This window comes from Pusillimonas sp. ANT_WB101 (assembly GCF_008369125.1).
In the GTDB taxonomy this organism is placed as follows: domain Bacteria; phylum Pseudomonadota; class Gammaproteobacteria; order Burkholderiales; family Burkholderiaceae_B; genus Allopusillimonas.
In genome coordinates, this window is sequence record NZ_VOAY01000003.1 from 387,725 (window position 1) to 404,937 (window position 17,213).

Annotated in this window: 15 protein-coding genes and 1 pseudogene; 5 read left to right on the forward strand and 11 right to left on the reverse strand. The window is 51.2% G+C overall.

Annotated elements, in window-relative coordinates; all coding sequences use genetic code 11:
* Window positions 1-3: 3 nt before the first annotated feature.
* The 8 genes and pseudogenes from FQ179_RS14520 to FQ179_RS14555 form a co-directional block, all read right to left on the reverse strand.
* A complete protein-coding gene (locus tag FQ179_RS14520) occupies window positions 4-546 on the reverse strand; it encodes a TRAP transporter small permease subunit (RefSeq protein WP_149398025.1) in 543 nt (180 codons plus the stop codon).
* Window positions 533-2,194 carry a thiamine pyrophosphate-dependent enzyme gene (locus FQ179_RS14525; protein ID WP_149398026.1) on the reverse strand — a complete coding sequence of 554 codons (1,662 nt, stop codon included), beginning with the start codon at window positions 2,192-2,194 and terminating at the stop codon, window positions 533-535. Before FQ179_RS14525 ends, FQ179_RS14520 begins: the two co-directional genes overlap by 14 nt.
* Window positions 2,195-2,478: 284 nt before the next feature.
* A pseudogene (locus tag FQ179_RS14530) lies at window positions 2,479-3,450 on the reverse strand (iron-containing alcohol dehydrogenase).
* A 30-nt stretch (window positions 3,451-3,480) separates the two neighbouring features.
* Window positions 3,481-5,097 (reverse strand): TRAP transporter large permease subunit, encoded by a 1,617-nt coding sequence (locus FQ179_RS14535; protein WP_255475000.1) that lies wholly within the window; start codon window positions 5,095-5,097, stop codon window positions 3,481-3,483.
* An 81-nt stretch (window positions 5,098-5,178) separates the two neighbouring features.
* Entirely contained in the window at window positions 5,179-5,763 is a 585-nt protein-coding gene (locus tag FQ179_RS14540; RefSeq protein ID WP_149398028.1) for a TRAP transporter small permease subunit, read from the reverse strand.
* Between the two features lie 62 nt (window positions 5,764-5,825).
* Complete coding sequence (locus FQ179_RS14545; RefSeq protein WP_180117425.1) at window positions 5,826-6,932, reverse strand: TRAP transporter substrate-binding protein; 1,107 nt, start codon at window positions 6,930-6,932, stop codon at window positions 5,826-5,828.
* A 66-nt stretch (window positions 6,933-6,998) separates the two neighbouring features.
* A complete protein-coding gene (locus FQ179_RS14550) occupies window positions 6,999-7,991 on the reverse strand; it encodes a ketopantoate reductase family protein (RefSeq protein WP_188074621.1) in 993 nt (330 codons plus the stop codon).
* A gap of 186 nt (window positions 7,992-8,177) precedes the next feature.
* Window positions 8,178-9,347, reverse strand: coding sequence for an iron-containing alcohol dehydrogenase (locus FQ179_RS14555; RefSeq protein ID WP_149398030.1), 1,170 nt, complete (start codon window positions 9,345-9,347; stop codon window positions 8,178-8,180).
* Between the two features lie 283 nt (window positions 9,348-9,630).
* On the opposite strand from FQ179_RS14555, the gene FQ179_RS14560 reads away from it, so the two are divergent.
* A complete protein-coding gene (locus tag FQ179_RS14560; protein ID WP_149398031.1) occupies window positions 9,631-10,644 on the forward strand; it encodes a hydroxyacid dehydrogenase in 1,014 nt (337 codons plus the stop codon).
* Window positions 10,645-10,778: 134 nt separating this feature from the next.
* On the opposite strand, the gene FQ179_RS14565 is transcribed toward FQ179_RS14560, so the two are convergent.
* The 3 genes from FQ179_RS14565 to FQ179_RS14575 all read right to left on the reverse strand — a co-directional run bounded on the left by FQ179_RS14565 (window position 10,779) and on the right by FQ179_RS14575 (window position 13,480).
* Window positions 10,779-11,585, reverse strand: coding sequence for a DUF169 domain-containing protein (locus tag FQ179_RS14565; protein WP_149398032.1), 807 nt, complete (start codon window positions 11,583-11,585; stop codon window positions 10,779-10,781).
* A gap of 241 nt (window positions 11,586-11,826) precedes the next feature.
* Window positions 11,827-12,717: an alpha/beta fold hydrolase gene (locus FQ179_RS14570; protein WP_149398033.1), complete on the reverse strand. Its 891-nt coding sequence runs from the start codon at window positions 12,715-12,717 to the stop codon at window positions 11,827-11,829.
* 175 nt (window positions 12,718-12,892) lie between these two features.
* Complete coding sequence (locus FQ179_RS14575; RefSeq protein ID WP_149398034.1) at window positions 12,893-13,480, reverse strand: phenylacetic acid degradation protein PaaY; 588 nt, start codon at window positions 13,478-13,480, stop codon at window positions 12,893-12,895.
* 410 nt (window positions 13,481-13,890) lie between these two features.
* On the opposite strand from FQ179_RS14575, the gene FQ179_RS14580 reads away from it, so the two are divergent.
* The 4 genes from FQ179_RS14580 to FQ179_RS14595 are packed head-to-tail and all read left to right on the forward strand — an operon-like array spanning window position 13,891 to window position 17,206.
* Complete coding sequence (locus tag FQ179_RS14580) at window positions 13,891-14,796, forward strand: branched-chain amino acid ABC transporter permease (protein ID WP_149398035.1); 906 nt, start codon at window positions 13,891-13,893, stop codon at window positions 14,794-14,796.
* Window positions 14,796-15,734: a branched-chain amino acid ABC transporter permease gene (locus FQ179_RS14585; protein ID WP_149398036.1), complete on the forward strand. Its 939-nt coding sequence runs from the start codon at window positions 14,796-14,798 to the stop codon at window positions 15,732-15,734. The genes FQ179_RS14580 and FQ179_RS14585 overlap by 1 nt, the downstream gene beginning before the upstream one ends.
* Window positions 15,735-15,736: 2 nt before the next feature.
* Window positions 15,737-16,477: an ABC transporter ATP-binding protein gene (locus FQ179_RS14590; protein WP_149398037.1), complete on the forward strand. Its 741-nt coding sequence runs from the start codon at window positions 15,737-15,739 to the stop codon at window positions 16,475-16,477.
* A gap of 3 nt (window positions 16,478-16,480) precedes the next feature.
* On the forward strand, window positions 16,481-17,206 hold the full coding sequence (locus FQ179_RS14595; RefSeq protein WP_149398038.1) for an ABC transporter ATP-binding protein: 726 nt from the start codon (window positions 16,481-16,483) through the stop codon (window positions 17,204-17,206).
* Window positions 17,207-17,213: the final 7 nt, after the last annotated feature.

The following is a 17,213-nucleotide window of genomic DNA, read 5'->3' on the forward strand; positions in this document are numbered from 1 at the left end:
GTTCTATTCAGCTCCGTCGGTCGTGATCACGGGAATGATGTCAACCACATCGCGGCCAGTCACCAAGCTCAGGATCTGTCCGACAAGTCGGAGCAGCATGCGCAGCACCAGCAATCCCACGCCAAGCGGCACAAGTGCTGAAGCGATCCAGGTTGGCCAGGCAATAAGCCCGGACATGGCATCGCCGCTCACAAAGTTTACATAGGCGCGCTCTGCACCGACCTGAGCAATGAAGAAGAACATTGGCAGGCTCACCAAGCATGTCAGCACCTCGGCAAGCCGGCGACCTCGCAGACTGAAGCGTTGAAGGAGAATATCGAGCCCGATATGCTTATGTAACGCGTAAGTGCCTGATATTGAAAGGAAAAACACGCCAGCCATAAGGTAAAGACCAATCATGTCGTAAGCCCAGATGAGCGGACGATTGAAAATGTAGCGCATAGTCACATCAGCTACCACGATGACCATTATCAGCAACATAAGCACAGCCGCCACGCCATCAAAGAGCTTCTCAATGCCGGCAATCAGTCGCTCAATCGCGTTCATTCGCGCCCTCTTTGTGTACTGATGCAGGCAGACGTGCAGCGGGGAGATTAGTCTTGACCTCAATGAAAAAAGGCCCCTCAGCACGCATCGCCTCTCCGATCACTTCACCAATTTGTACCGTCTCGTTGATTACGCGCACAGGCATACCAAAGGCACTGGCGATACTGGCAAAGTCGGGATTGAAAAGCGACGTTCCAAGATGACGTCCCGGATAATTCCGATCTTGATGGACGCGAATAGACCCATAACAACCATTGTTCAACAGTATGACGACTACAGGCAGACGACGCTCGATCGCAGTAATCATTTCATTGCCTGTCATCATGAAGCCGCCATCGCCTACCATGCAGATTACTTTGCGATGTGGAAATCGTAACTGGCTTGCCACTGCCGCTGGCATGCCATAACCCATCGCGCCCGATATTGGGGCCATCAGACGTTGTGGCCAAGCAAATCTAAAATGTCGATATACAGGTGCTGCAAACACGCCCGCATCGAGACACACGATGGTGTCTGCCGGTGCCAACCGCTCAATCGCATGGGCCACGGCCGTACTGCTCAAGTCATTGCTGTGGTTACTCGGCCATGACGCAATGCCTTCAAGGGTGCTACGCACCTTATCGTTCCAAGACTCGCGCGCCGCAGCCAGCTTCACGGACTCAGGCGGCATCAGGTCTGCAACGAGCGAGACGGGATCGCACACCAGCCCAATCTCGGGCGCAAAGTGCAGGCCAACGATGTGCGGATCAGGATAGCAATGCACCAAAGCCTGGGCCGGTTGTGGCGATTTCGGAAAGGTATAACCCTGGCTCGTAATATCGTCGAGTCGGGTTCCAAGTGCAAGGATCAAATCACTAGAATGAAAGACACCCATCTGATCACTCGGATTTGACAGGCCCAAGTCACCGGCGTAAAGCGCATGCGTATTCGGAAAAATATCATGCCGTCTAAAGGATACGGCCACTGGAATCTGCCAGCCCTCAGCAAAAGCCAGCAGCGACTCGCGACCGCCAGGCTTGTCAAACGCACCCCCTGCAATGATCAGCGGGCGTTCCGCCCCCGTAATAAGCGCCTTTATCTGATCCACTGTCGATGGTGTAGCAGTGGTGGGGACATTTGGCCGTGCCACCCAACTCTGGGGCGTGACGGCCTGCTGCTGCACATCTTCAGGCAGTACGATCACCACGGGCCCCGGCGTGCCGGCGGTTGCCATGCGAACAGCTTTGAATGCAATCTCGGACAGCTGTTCAGGGTCTGTCGCCTCAACCACCCATTTAGCAATCCGGCCAAACATATGGTGGTAGTCGATCTCCTGAAATGCTTCCTTGCGCAAATCTTTCTTGGGAATTTGCCCCACAATCAGAATCAGCGGTATGGCATCTTGCTGCGCAGTGTGCACCGCGATTGAAGCGTTCGTCGCTCCAGGTCCGCGACTGACGAGCACCACACCGGGTCGTCGTGTTAAACGTCCATCGGCGCATGCCATGAAACCGGCCCCGGCCTCATGCCGGCATGTGACCACGTCAATTTGGGGAAACTCGTTTAACGCGTCGAGAATCCCGAGGTAACTCTCACCGGGTACGAGAAAAACACGATCCACACCATTGGCAGCCAGCACGGAAAGCAGGGAGTGAGAGGAAGTATTCAATTCGGCGACTTTAAAAAAAGCTGTTAATCTGGCGGGAATTGGCACCTTTCTGTGTATAGGCTGAACAATAATATGGGTCTTATATTATTTACACAACATGGTATTTTCGAGCCTTTTTCATATACAAACACGCACTTCTAAAAACAAAAAGACTTTGCTCATAATTTAAAAACAACAAAGCCAAATAGTATTGAACGAATCAATTTGTAGTGGCATTAAGCACAGCTGAATGCTTCATTGTTGATAAATGCCTGGGGCGCTCCGGTCAAGGTAATAAATGTTCCCTAAACTGACGAGGCCAGCATCTTCGAATAATCGTCTCGGCTTGCCTCTCTGGCGTTTGTCTTATGACTGTGATCAGCCAAAGGGCCGTCTATTATTTTCTCAAACTGAGATTCGGTCACGCCCAGCTGCTCTAAGCCCGTCGGCAAACCGAGACGCTTAATCATTTGCTCCAACGCCGGTATGACTGCGTTCGCGCGATCAATCGCCATTGCCTGACCTAAACGTGAAAGCTTATCTTCTTGCATTACAGTGGACGCAGTGCGGTTGAACGCTACCACCGCAGGAAGAAAAATTGCATTGAGTGTGCCATGATGTAATTGCGGGTTAATACCACCCAAAGAATGGCTTAAGCTATGCACGCATCCCAAGCCTTTTTTGAAAGGCAAGCGCACCCTGCATCGACGCACTCATCATATTACGCCAGGCGTCTAGATCATTACCGTCACGCGTCGCCTGCTCTATGTTGGCCCATCCTCGTCGCAAACCATCCGGTGCAATACCGTCTGCAGGAGGATTGGCGCCACGCACTACCTCACTACCCGTCCCAGCCGTAGTCGGCACTGCGATAACCGGTGCCGTTGCTGCCGTAATGCGGCTTGCACCATCCTCAGCAAGAGCAAAGGAGCGTAACGAGCCATCATGTTGTGAGCAGACAGCGACAGCTATCGCCAGATCAATTGATGATCCCCCGCCGACCGCAATGATGCCATCGTGCTTACCTGCTCGATAAACCTGAACAGCGTCCGGTATTGGGTGCTCATTGGGGTTGGGAGGTGTTTTATCGAACACACCAATGTTGGTTGGGTAGCTTAACTTTTAAAGAATGCCATCGACGATCCCTCTGCGAGCCTGACTCCAGCATCGGTAACAATTAACGGACGCTTTATACTTAATCGATCGCATTCATCTTGTAGCTTATCCACTGAGCCATAGCCGAAGTGAATCTGCGTTATGTAGCTATTGAGTGACATTTATTTCCTTAACAATACTATGCATACCCATCAATTCAAATCAAGAGGTTGTAACTCCAGATCATTAAGCGGCGGCAATTCAATCTGAATATTGCTCGTATCAATAAGCGCCCCAACTTTATCTCTCTGGACTACCTCAGGAAATACAACCAAAATCCCAATCATAATCACCTGAATAACAACAAACGAAAGGCCAGATCGATATATATCAATAGTCTTTATCCCTTTTATAGTTTTTCCAGAAACTTTATCGACATAGTCTTTTATTGGCGTTACTGAACGCATGAAAAATAGCGCAAAACCAAAAGGAGGAGTCAAGTAACTTGCTTGTAAGTTAACTGCAAGCATCACACCAAACCACACCAGATCGATCCCCAAAGCTGCAGCAGCAGGAGCAAGCAGTGGAATCAAAATAAAAGCAATTTCAAAAAAATCCAGAAAAAAGCCTAGGAAGAAAATAATCAGATTTACGAGAATAAGAAACCCGATGACACCACCTGGTATGCGTAGAAGAAGCTCCTCCATCCACACATGACCGTTGACACCGTAAAACGTTAACGCAAAAACACGCGCGCCAATCAAGATAAACAATACAAATGTGGACAGCCGGGCGGTACTATCAATAGCTTGCGATAACAGTGAAAATGTTAGGCGTCGCTTGCCAAGAGCCAATAGCAATGCGCCCATGGCACCCATGGCACCGCCTTCTGTGGGCGTCGCGATACCGAGCAAAATTGTGCCAAGCACCAGAAACACCAAGGCCAATGGAGGCACCAGTACAATTACAACTGCTCTCGCAATTTGCGAAAAAAGACCAAGCTTAAACTCGCGATCTAACAGCGCCAAGCAATAGCCGGCAATGACACCAAGCCCGCTGCCATATATATTGCGATCCGTCTCCAGCATGTTTGGCGCCAACTTTCCAAGCCCATAAATGCATCCGGCGATGGCGGCGAAAATCAAAGCAATAAGAACAAATAATGATGTCAGACCGATTGTGCCGTCCGGCTCGTTCAGGCGACGTGCTTCACGTGGCAATGCGGGCGCAGCGTGAGGTCGCAGCATCGAAAGACCAAACACATACAAGGCATAAAGTGATGTCAGTATCAACGCGGGCACTAGCGCACCACGATACATATCACCAACCGAAGTACCTAATTGGTCTGCGAGCACGATCAGAATAATGGATGGCGGTATCGTTTGCGACAGAGTGCCCGCTGCCATAATGACCCCAGTCGCGAGAAAACGGTCATAACCATATCGAAGCATGATCGGAAGCGCAATCAAACCCATTGATATTACTGACGCGGCCACGACACCCGTCGTTGCAGCCAGTAATGCTCCGACAAAAATCACAGCATACGCCAGGCCTCCACGAACAGGGCCAAATAACTGCCCTATCGTGTCGATCAGATCTTCGGCCATGCCAGACCGTTCAAGGATCAGCCCCATCAACGTAAAGAAAGGTATGGCAAGCAGCGTCTCATTGGACATCACACCAAATACACGCCCTGGCAATGCTCCCAGAAAATTTTCTGTAAACAAGCCTAACTCAATACCTAACCACGCGTATGCCATGCCAACAGCTGCAAGCGAAAACGCAACCGGGTATCCGAATAGTAAAACGATGACAAGGCTGGCGAACATGACAGGAGCCATGTTATCGATTAGAAACGCGATTAGCATCGGCACTGCCCAAAATCATTATGAAACCGAATAGTCGTCAATTTATTTATCAAGCAGAGACCTTTCTGGCGACTCGATCGTTTCATTTACTGGAGACCGCTCTGAATCATCTTCAGGGTCGACCATATCGCCCCGCAAGATTGCGATTCGCTTTATCGTTTCCGATACCGCTTGTGCGAAAAGCAACACGAAGCCTACTAATATCAACATTTTCGCGGGCCAAACAAGCAACCCTCCCGCATTAGCGGATGCCTCTCGCAGCCTGAGCGAATTTATTACAAACGGATAGCTGTGATAGATGAAAAGAGTAGTCAGTGGCATCAAAAAGAAGACGTGACCAATCACATCAATCAGATCGCGAGTGCGTTTACTGAAGCGAACGGTCAGAAGATCTATTCTGACGTGGCCGTTCTTTAGCAAAGTGTATGCGGCACAAAGCAAAAAAACCGCACCAAAAAGCTGCCACTGTGCGTCCAGCCACGCGTTGGAGCTAATTGAGAACACTTTCCTAACAACAGCATTGGTTGCACTGATCACAACTGCTGCAAGCAGTAGCCAACCTGCGAGTCGTCCGATCACGGTATTTATCGCATCGATAATTCTGCTGAGTTGAAGCAACATGCGCATACGCAGTCAGGCCTTGTAAGACTTGATGGTGTAGCGGGCATCATGCCCGCTATCTTGGACAGCTATGAACGGCGTAGTTGACGAATTATCGTGCTGTCGTAGGCAAACTCAGAAACCTGGTTCCATAAGCTAGCATCCTTCTGGAACGCTCTCTGACTGTCGTACAGCTTTTTGAATTTTGGATTCGTAGCAGACAGTTCTTCGTATAGCTCCATGGTCGCTTTGTAAGCGGCGTCGAGAATGTCGCCGGAAAACGCGTGAAGCTTGACACCGGCACCAACAAGGCGTCGCAACGCTGGAGGGTTCAATATGTCGTAATGCGCAATACTGTCGATGTGCGCATACGCGGCGGCCGAACTCAATGCCGCCTGATAATGCTTCGGAAGTTTCTCCCATTGGGCAGTATTAACGAAGAAATGCTGCATGGATGTTCCATCCCAGAAACCAGGATAGTAATAGTTGGGTGCAATCTTGTAGAGACCTAATTTTTCATCATCGTAAGGCCCATTAAACTCAGCAGCGTCAATAGTGCCTCGCTCTAACGCCGAATACAGGTCACCCACCCCAATTTGTTGAGATACCACACCAAGCTTTGCAAGAACCAAGCCCCCCAAACCTGAGATTCTGAACTTCAAGCCCTTCAAATCATCGACGGTTTTAATCTCTTTACGGAACCATCCACCCATCTGAGTCGTCGTATTTCCACCCGGAAAACCCACCACGTTATAGTCGCGGTAAAAGTCTTCAAGCAATTTCTTTCCTTCGCCATGGTAAGCCCAGGCTGCTTGCTGGCGAGTGTTCAGCATGAAAGGAGCATGCGTTCCAAAGGCAAAAGCAGTGTCCTTACCTGTGTAGTAATACGATGCCGTATGGCAAATCTCGACCGTGTTATCAGAGACCGCATCAAAGGCTTGTCCACCGGGCACAATTTCGCCCGCAGCAAAAACCTGGATCTGAAATTTGTTATCTGTCGCTTCAGCCAAGGCCTTTGACATCACTTCAGCACAGCCGTAAAGCACTTCGATATTTTTTGGGAAGCTGGATACGCATCGCCATTTAATAACGGGGTTGGACGACTGCGCGATTGCGGGCGACGCAATGGCTGCCATGCCGCCCATGGCCGCAGCCGACTTTACCGAGGCGCTAAGAAATTTACGTCTTGAGGTCATACATTGTCTCCACTTGTGCGACCGAATGTTTCGGCCTTTTTTAGAATAATTATGATGCAGTCAGTCTCATAGAAGACTGCGGTTCAAACCTCGTAAAACTGGAAGTACAACGTCAATTGCGGGGCATGAAACCTCTGCCTCTCTCGCCAGAGCCTGGACTTGCCCTAGCACTGCTTCGACTTCCAAAGGACGGTTTGCCGATACGTCTTGCAGCATGGAAGGGCGTAGCCCACGAACGGGGGGTGTAGAGGCTTCTGCACCCCCACGTCTCAGCTGCTCAAAAGCGGCAATACGATGTTCGGAAATGTCATACCCTTGTCCTTGAGCAACAGCAACGATGTCATCAACAATGGCTTCCGCCTGTGCCAATAATTCTGGATCATCCGCCAGACCATCAATCGGCAAGCGCGTCAATGCACACAATGAATTGACCGAGGCATTGCGGAGTAGCTTGATCCAGATTTCTTCATGCAAGCGCGTACTGGCCTCAGCATTGACGCCGCTTTCTAATAACAACTGCACGACGTTTTTCAGCCTGGAGCTTAGTTGCCCATTTGGTTCGCCCAACACCCATCGATTATTACCCAGATGCCGCACGACGCCAGGAGCAATAACCTCGTTGGCTGAATAAACAACACAGCCCAACGCGCGTTCTGGAGTCAGACGGTTCCATAATGCGGCGTCTGGATCCAATAGTGGCAAAGATTCTGGCCTATGACTACCAACCTTCCACCACCACGGAATACCATTTGCTGCAAATACAGCATAACCGTTTTGTCCAGTTAAGTGGCATAACGCATCTGCAGCAGCAGGCTGCCCCATTGCCTTTAACGCAACAAAGGTCACATCCTGCTCTGGGAGGTCTGTGGGCCGATCGGTAATGAAATCTGGTCGGACGATGATTGTTTCGGTGGGCGTCTCCAGACGCAAGCCGTTCATTTCAATTGCTTCTTTCTGGGCACCACGAGCGACTACTGACAGCGTTGCCACACCAGCATTACCTATGCGCCCCAGCAAATAGCCGCCAACAGCGCCTGCACCGAAAACACAAACTTTCATACGGCTAATCCTAACGATGTGTCGAAGACGATAACTTCGTTTTTTGTGACATATTTGATTGGCCCTGCTTTGAATGCGGCAAAATATTAGTGGACCTCCCGCAACCATTTTTACGACTGTGCCCACTGACAAACAAACAAGACACTACCAGACACTTATCAAAAAACCGTGTCCCAATACTACCTTCTAGACGTCACCCTTCATTGCCTGCGTTAGCAAATTCCGCATGTCGTCGCGCGTCGGTGAGCGCGGATTGACCGCGATGTTTCCCGAGAGCATTGCCTCATCGATCACTTCATCAAAGCGATCCTCAGTCAACCCAAAGTCGGCCAAGGTTTGAGTAAGACCAATGTCTTTTTTAAGTTGCTGCACCGCGACAACGGATTGATGTGCGGCATCTCGTAAGCTCAGTCCGTCGATCGGCTGCCCAAACAGTCTGGCTACGCGAGCATAATATTGAAAGTTTGCAGGTAAATTGAACTGCATGACTGGCGTTAACATGATTGCGTTAACCAATCCATGCGGTATGTGAAATAGGTTACCCAGAGGGAGCGCAAAGGCATGCGCCAAACCAAGTCGCACGCGGTTAAACGCGATGCCAGCTAGCGTACTGGCAACAAGCATATTGCAGCGCGCATCTAGGTTATCGCCTTGCAAAACCGCCTTTCTTAAATTATCTGCGATCAGCGATATAGATTTCTCAGCAACGGCTTCTACAATCAAATTGCTGTTTTTATTTACGTACGACTCAATGCTATGCGTCAACGCGTCCATACCTGTTGCGGCAGTAATTGGTGCAGGTAGCGTTACTGTCAGCTCGGGGTCGAGCAGGGCAATACGTGGGCAATTAAAATAACTGCCGATGTTTACCTTTACATCATTTTTAGTATCTGAAAGTACTGACCAAACTGTCACTTCACTGCCCGTGCCGGCCGTTGTTGGAATCGCAACAACGGGGGCACCGGCTCGCACCGCCTTATCAACCCCAAAATAATCTTGAATCGAACCAGGATTCGTCAGCATCAGCGCAATTGCCTTGCCTGCGTCAAGAACGCTACCTCCTCCGATAGCGACTACCCCGTCACTCCCCTTGCTTCGCGCAATGACGAGCCCCGCGTTGACCGAATCCACAGTGGGATCACTTTCAATATCGGAAAAGACCGTGAATGGAATATTCGCCTGCATTAAGATTTGAGCAGCGCGATCCTTAATACCCGCCTTAACAACACCCGGATCGCAAACAAGAAGGACAGACTGCAACCCAAGCTCACGAACCGCATTTGGTAGCGTAGACAAAACGCCTTGCCCGCACCGAATTTCCGTCGGCGTATAAAACTCAAACGTTTTAGTAGTCATAGAGGTACCGGGTTACTGTACTTATAGGTCGCCAAAGTATGGGACACATGTGCCTACTCGCCAATTCCAATTAAGTTAAGGCTGAGTTTTCATCTGCTTAATTCGGATAAACCCTTGAACGCGATGCTATTACCCAAGCACGCCACAAGTTGAGCAATACTGTTCACGTCGCCCTCATGGCGCGCTTGTTCTGTTTAACCCGTAACTTACACTTTGTCGACTCGAAAATGACAACACTGGCCCACTACAACACATAAGCCCACATTGCCCATGAGGCCTACCGATGACAATCAACGTTTTGCGACTGAAACACTGGATCGACCCAAGCTTTGACGAAATAATCCGCGCACATCCAGAGATTCAGTTATCCATCCTGGACCAGGATAGTGCGCCGGAAATCAATTGGGAAAAGCTGAGTCGAACCAACATTTACCATATCTCTGTTGCCAAGGATGAGGTGCCGCCGCAATGGCAGGTGACAGCGAGTCTCTTGGAAAAATGCCCGCAACTGAGAGTAGTGTCTACCGCCGGTGCTGGATACGATACCGTTGATGTCGCTGCATGCACAGAAAGAGGTGTGCTGGTGGTCAATCAAGCGGGAGGCAATGCGGAGTCAGTCGCCGAACATACCTTTGCGCTGATGCTGGCATTAAGTTGCCGCATCGTAGAATCAGACTTTGCCTTGAAGCATAAGAGCGGTTTTTCGCGGGAAGACCTGATGGGGCACGAGCTGGCCGGTAAGGTCCTCGGGCTAGTGGGGATCGGTCATATCGGCGCGCGCGTAGCAGAGCTGGCGAGTGCGTTCAGGATGAAAGTTTTGGCTTTTGACCCGCATCTCGACGACGCAACCATACGGTCTAAAGGCGGTATACCATCAACGTTGTCAGAGCTTCTACACGACAGCGACATCGTCAGCCTTCACTGCCCACGCACGACCGAAACGAAAAACATGTTCGGCGCTTCACAATTTGATCAAATGAAAAAGGGGGCACTGTTCATCTCGACAGCAAGGGGCGGTATCCATGATGAAGACGCCTTGTACCACTCCTTAATCAGCAGTCATCTGGGAGGGGCAGGCTTGGATGTCTGGTTCACCGAACCCCCTTCCCAAGACCACCCGCTCCTCACACTGCCCAATGTCGTTTCAACCTACCACACCGCAGGCGTGACACACGAGGGCAGACGTAATATCGCGACGATTTCGGCACAGCAGATTGTTGATATTTGTTTCGGACGCAAACCGCCGCGGATGATTAATGCGGAGGTATATCCGGAAGCTGTTTCGAGCCTTGTCTGACACCTTACCTCGCGGCAATGAGCGCAACAAACAGTAGGCCCTTTTTCAGGTTAATTCGGACAGGGCAAAAAATCCCTGCCATTCTGGTCACGTGAGTCGGCTTTTGTGAGGATAAATAATGACACGTGCCAAGCTCATTTCTTGTAGCTGACCGATAAACCGGCCCGTACATCTTGTTGAATCCCATATTGTGGAATCGGATAACGCAAACCATTTTTTGAAAGCGCCTGCATTCCCTCCAATGCCTTAACGATATCCAGCGGGGTCAAAGCCATCAGCATCTCCTCGTCAAGAACGCCACCGTAGCGTCTTTCGGCATAACAGGGTATCGACAAACTTGGCTCCCGAGTTTGCAACGCACGCCCCCAAGAGTCCGCGCATGAGGACTCGCCCACGACGCTCCAATCAAAACGTTTATACCCAGCCCATTGGAGACCATTGATGAAATAAATCATTGCCCCTGGTGTTGCATAAAACAATGCGATATCAGGCGCCGCGAACTCGGCAGAGGCTTGCCCGCCTTGCCCCCATTTGCTTAACGGCGCCGCAACTAGCGCCTTGTATTTTCCCTTGGGTACGCAATGCATCGCTTGCTGATGTTTACCCGCATCCTCTTGTGTTGCAAACCAGACACCCGTCATGTGCTTTCCGGACATCCAATCTGGGTCTTGCCCACCTAATCCAACGACCGATCGACATTGGTCTCCAACGAGGTCATCTGCGGTAATTCCCACGGTCCAACCTAAGCGAGACGCTTGGGCGACTATTTGATCCATAGTGTGTACCGCTGTTGGCCTTCTCACTCGCGGCACGGACTCCATCGCTTCAACCGACTCATAAAGACGCATCCCAAAAGGAATCGCTTTTAATTTGAGTGCTTTTTCGAGATCAGCAGAGACTTTCGCGAAATCAATTTCATGCTCGACATTTTTGCTGTCCATGGCTTACCTCAAGGATTTAAATTAAATGCAAACATATAACCATCAAAACCGATGGCATGGCGATAGTACGGAAAAAATGATTCAACGCGCCATTGCGCACAGGGACCGCAAGCCTATTTAATTTTTTTCAGGTACTTGGTTGTCAATAATAAAAAAACACATTAATAATCTATCGTGGCTCAATAGTGAGAAAAAGCTCAATTCTCAGAACTGTAGATAAGCGCTTACTCATACAAAACCCTTAACCCTTACCATCAGTCAACTGCATAATCTGTTCCGCCGCATCTGCATCACGCTTCCACCAAAGGCTATGCTGAGCCATCGCAATAAAATCGCGCACCGCGTTGTTGAACTTTTCTGGCTCTTCTAGATTAACCGTATGGCCGGTCTTCGGAAGCATAAGCAGACCACATGCCGGAATTGTCTTCTTCAAGAATATACTTGGCTGTATGCAATGGTCATCTTCATCGCCCGTAATAATCAGCGTCGGAACACATAAGGCTCTCAGCTCATTTTCCAGATCATAGAGAGACGGACGCTTTGCCTGAACGCTTCTCATGGTGTTCGCCGCACCGATTGGGTCGTGCTGTGCCAGTCGAGATACAAACTGCGCCCAGCCCCGAGCATTTTTATGTTTAAGCTGAATGCGTGATGCGCCACTTCCGTAAATGGGCGCCAATGACTCAGAGCCAATTGATTCAAATTGCCGCGCTGCTTCTTCTGAAAGCGCTTTGAATTCTTCAGAATGCGCGGGTTCCGCACCATAACCTACTCCAGCAATTGTCAACGTTATCGCCCGCATCGGAAAATGCAGTCCGAAATGTAAGGTGGCAAACCCACCCATTGATAACCCAACAATGTGTGCTTTTTCAATACCGGCAGCGTCCATAACACAGGCTATATCTTGTGCAGCACGATGCTGTGAATAGGCCTCCGAGGCTGCCGGCACATCAGATGGGGGATAGCCCCGCGCCGAGAAGGTCAGACAACGAAATTGCCGACTAAAAAATCGCAGTTGCGGCTCCCAGCTTAAGTGATCTCCCGCGAACTCATGAACAAAGATGATCACCTCGCCACTTCCCGCCTCTTCGTAATATAAAGAAAAGCCGTCGTCTGTTTTTGCAAAGCTCATAACACAACTCCTTCTCAGCCATGAGGCTCATGGCGCTATTGGATGGGGGCATCGACTCTATTGCTTAAGTCTGGCAAACTGGCTGCGCCCATACAGCGAAAGGGCGGGATACACAGCCACGCATGCGCAGCATACTCGTGACGAAACTTCTACATAAACTAACGCAGACGACTACCTACTCAGGCTTAATCATATCTTTCGTAATACGACTACGACCTGTCTCTTCACTCTCCAGCGCCTCCGTCTCCTGCATAGACTCCAGACATCGTTTTGTTAAACGCTGATATACCCGCGTGCCAAAGTTTTTATTTGAAATTTCTGCATCGCTCAGACTGCGAGTAACACGGGCGGGGGAGCCCACCACCATGCTGCGAGGTGGAATCTGCGCGCCAGTTTTCACAAAGGCCATCGCCCCCACTATGCTTGATTCGCCAATACGCGCGTCATCCATGACGACTGCATTCATGCCTACCAGTGCATTCTTGCCAATGTAGCAACCGTGAAGAATAACGCCGTGCCCAATGTGGCCGTCCACATCCACAACCAGCTCACCCTCCACAGGACCGTGCAAAACACAGCTGTCCTGAATATTGGCACCCTCACAGATCACAATTCGACCAAAATCACCACGCAAGCTCGCAAGAGGGCCGATATACACACCGGGCCCCACGACGACATCCCCGATAAGGACGGCAGTGGGATGAACATAGGCTGATGGATGCACTACCGGCGTAATGCCGTCAATCGCGTATACCTTAACCATATAACTATTCCTTTTCACCATTAATAGTGCTTAAGTCGAACCCTCGGGCAGCGTCCTCTTTTACTCACAGGGCGCACACATCATCGAATTGATGGACGGGATACGCCAGCCCGTTTGCTGGCACGCACCAGCACATCGCCCATTAACTCTGATTTTTCGACGAACAAGAAGATCAATCCTATCTCATTCGGCTTGCGTCCGGTAAGCAATTTGAGCCCGGCGCGTTGATGGCAATCACCAACCGCCTGGCCCTACAAATTCGCCAAACATCGCCTTCCGAAAAAATTAAGGGTAGCCAAAAGACCTTGCTCTACAATCGACTCATAATTGCCTGCAGCGGTGAGGTGTAATGACACAGTCCAAACATGCCCGTCTGCCAAGAAGCAAAATAATTACAGGAGGAGATGCGGATGTTTTTGAATATCCTGCCATTGGCGCTCGTCGATGGCATCGCCTATGCAAGCTTGCTGTTTCTTGTGTCCATGGGGCTGACATTGATTTTCGGCGTTATGGGCATACTGAACGTCGCACACGGCTCCTTCTACGCCTTTGGTGGCTATGCCGCATCAACCCTTGTGATGCTGCTTGCACCCACCACGCAATCAGCCCTCATCCCCTTGCTCAGTCTGTTTTTGACGGCGATTGTGGTTGGCATCGTGCTGGGCGGTTTGATGGAAGTCGTGCTTATACGCCGAACGCTGGGGTACGACCCTACGCTCAAGTTGCTCATTACTTTTGGTGCGTTCCTGATGCTCGAGGATGTCCAACGCCTGATCTGGGGAGCCCAACCTTATAGCGCAAATGAAGTGGTCAGTCGTCTGGGCAATATCGAATTGGGCGATATCACCTATACAACATACCAACTCGTCGTGGTGCCCGTGACGGCGCTGGTGGCCTATGTCGCGCTGGAGTACTTCTTGAAGCGCACTAATCTGGGCAAACAGACAGTCGCGATTACGCATAATCGCGAGGTGGCTACAGCATTGGGCATCAATGCACGCAAAATCGGATTCATCACCTTTGTCATTGGCGCGGTATTAGGCGTGCTGGGCGGAGCCATGGCGTCGCCCACCACCTCTCTGGTGCCGGGCGCAGGCACAGACATGATTGTGTTGTCTTTTGCCGTAGTGGCCACCGCAGGCCTGGGCCAGGTGACGGGGGCACTGATCGCCGCCTTGCTTATTGGCATCGTACGGTCCATTTCCGTGTATATGGCACCTGAGCTAGAGGTGGCCGTACCGTACATCATCATGGTGCTGGTGCTCATCATTCGGCCTCACGGCCTGTTCACTGTTGCACAAGCGAGGACGATCTGATGTTAGTGCCGGTACTTTCGCTTGCCAGTGCGGCGCTTGCCTTAATCTGTGGCCTGCTACTTCCCTGGACTATCACGCCTATTGTCATCGGCCTGACTTACGCCATCGCCGCTTTAGGCGTATCGGTAATGGTGCGTGCCGGGCAAGTGTCGTTTGGTCATGCCATGTATGCATGCATCTCGGCATATACGGTCGCCTTCCTCGCACGCGCCTTTCCGCAACTGGACGCCATCGTGCTGATTGTGGCGGGTGCAGCAGCCAGTTTGGTATGCAGTGCCATCATCGGTGTGTTCATCGTGCGCTACCGCGGTATTTTCTTTGGCATGCTCAATCTGGCGCTCAGCATGGTGTTGTATGCACTACTGGGCAAGCTCTATCACCTGACGGGCGGCACAGATGGCATACGCCTGAACCGCCCCGAGATTCTAGGTATGGTTCTGGAGCGCGGCCCCTTCGAAATCGCCTTGCTCGTCCTCACACTGCTGCTTTCGCTGGTACTGGCCTGGTGGGTGCAACGCTATTTTCGCTCAGGTAGTGGCGAGGCTCTTTCTGGAATTAAAACCAACGAAACCCGACTCGAGTACTTGGGTTTTTCGGCCTGGTATGTAATGTGGAAAGGCTACCTGCTGTCAGCCGTAGTCGTAGGTTTTTCTGGAAGTTTACTGGCGCTGATGCAGGGCTTGGTCACGCCTGATATTGGTGCCTGGCTAAGGTCGGGCGAATTTGTATTCATCACTATCCTGGGTGGCGCAGGGCATGCGGCCGGCGCATTCTTGGGTGCATTCGGGTTCGAGGCCGTGAAGCTGGTGTCGGCTGCATGGTTCCCTGGGCTGTGGCAGTTTCTGCTCGGCTTTACGCTGGTTGTCGTTATCTTCATCTTCCCTACTGGCTTCGTCGGGCAACTCATGCGGCGCAAACGCACACAGGCGGGGGCATAGCAATGGCAGCGCTAATCCGTACTGAAGGACTGCATCTCACATTTGGCGGTGTGGTCGCGGCCGATCACATTGATTTCGAACTGCACACCGGCGAGCGTCTGGCCGTAATCGGCCAGAACGGCGCAGGCAAAACAACCTTTATCAATATCTGCACGGGTTATCTGAAGCCTGAGGCAGGCCGCGTGCTGCTCGAAGGCGTCGACATTACCGGCATGGCACCGCGCAAGATCGTCCGGCTAGGCGTAGGACGTTCGTTTCAGTTGCCGCAGCTGTTCACTGAGCACACGGTGCGTCAATGCATACAAATTGCTGCCGCTCGTCAAAACAAGGACTTAAGCTGGTTCCGCCCTCTGGCTAGCACAGTCGACGCGCATGAGGTTGAAGAAACACTTGAGCTGGTCGGGCTTCACGCCGATGCCGAGGAGTTATCCAGCGATCTGCCCGAAGGCAAGCGCAAGCTGCTGGATGTGGCGATGGCACTTGCCTTGCGTCCCAAGCTGTTAATTATGGATGAACCCACCAGCGGGGTGGCATCCGAGGACAAGCACGGGCTTATGCAAACGGTAATGCACGCGTTGGACCAGCGCAAGGTTACAAGCTGGTTTGTAGAACACGATGTCGAGATCGTTGCTCGCTACGCCACGCGCGTGGCGGCATGGATCGCAGGGGCCGTGGTTGCCGACGGTACGCCCGAACAAGTGCTTAACAATCCGCAAGTTAAGAGCGAAGTGCTGGGGACTTGATTCATGCTGACGATAACTGATTTAAATGTGGACCTGGCTGGAAATCACATCTTGCGCAACATTAACGCAAGCTTTGGTGCTGCGCAGACGATTGCAATCGTGGGGCGCAACGGGGCTGGCAAGACCACCTTGTTGCGCAGCATCATGGGGCTGACGGGCGTGAAGTCTGGCGTGATCATGTTGAACGATATTGACCTTACGCGCCGGCCAGCACATATTCGCGCCGCCTACAACATTGGCTACTCGCCTGAAGATCGCGTTATTTTCCCAACCATGACGGTCGAAGAAAACTTGCGGCTGCCCTGCATTACGCAAAAGCAATCACGCAAAGAAATCGATGAGCGCCTTGCCGTCGTGTTGAAGGTAGTGCCCCAGATCGAACCAATGCTCAAACGCTCAGGAGCGGCCTTATCAGGCGGCCAGGGCAAGATGGTGGCACTTGGACGCGCCCTCATGGTGGGTACGCGCATGCTGCTGCTTGACGAACCGTTCCAGGGCCTGGCGCCTAAACTCAGCATGGACTACACGCAGGCGCTAAGCCGACTGAAAGTATTGCAGCCCGAATTATGCATCGTGATTACCGAATCGAACATAAAGCTATTAGGCAATATTCCGGATCAGACGTGGACCATAGAACGCGGCTCCATCGATGCCCAGGCAATTACCATGAAGGAAGATGCACTACCAAGACCATCATCAACTTTCACGGCGAGTAATCAACCGTCATGACACGCAA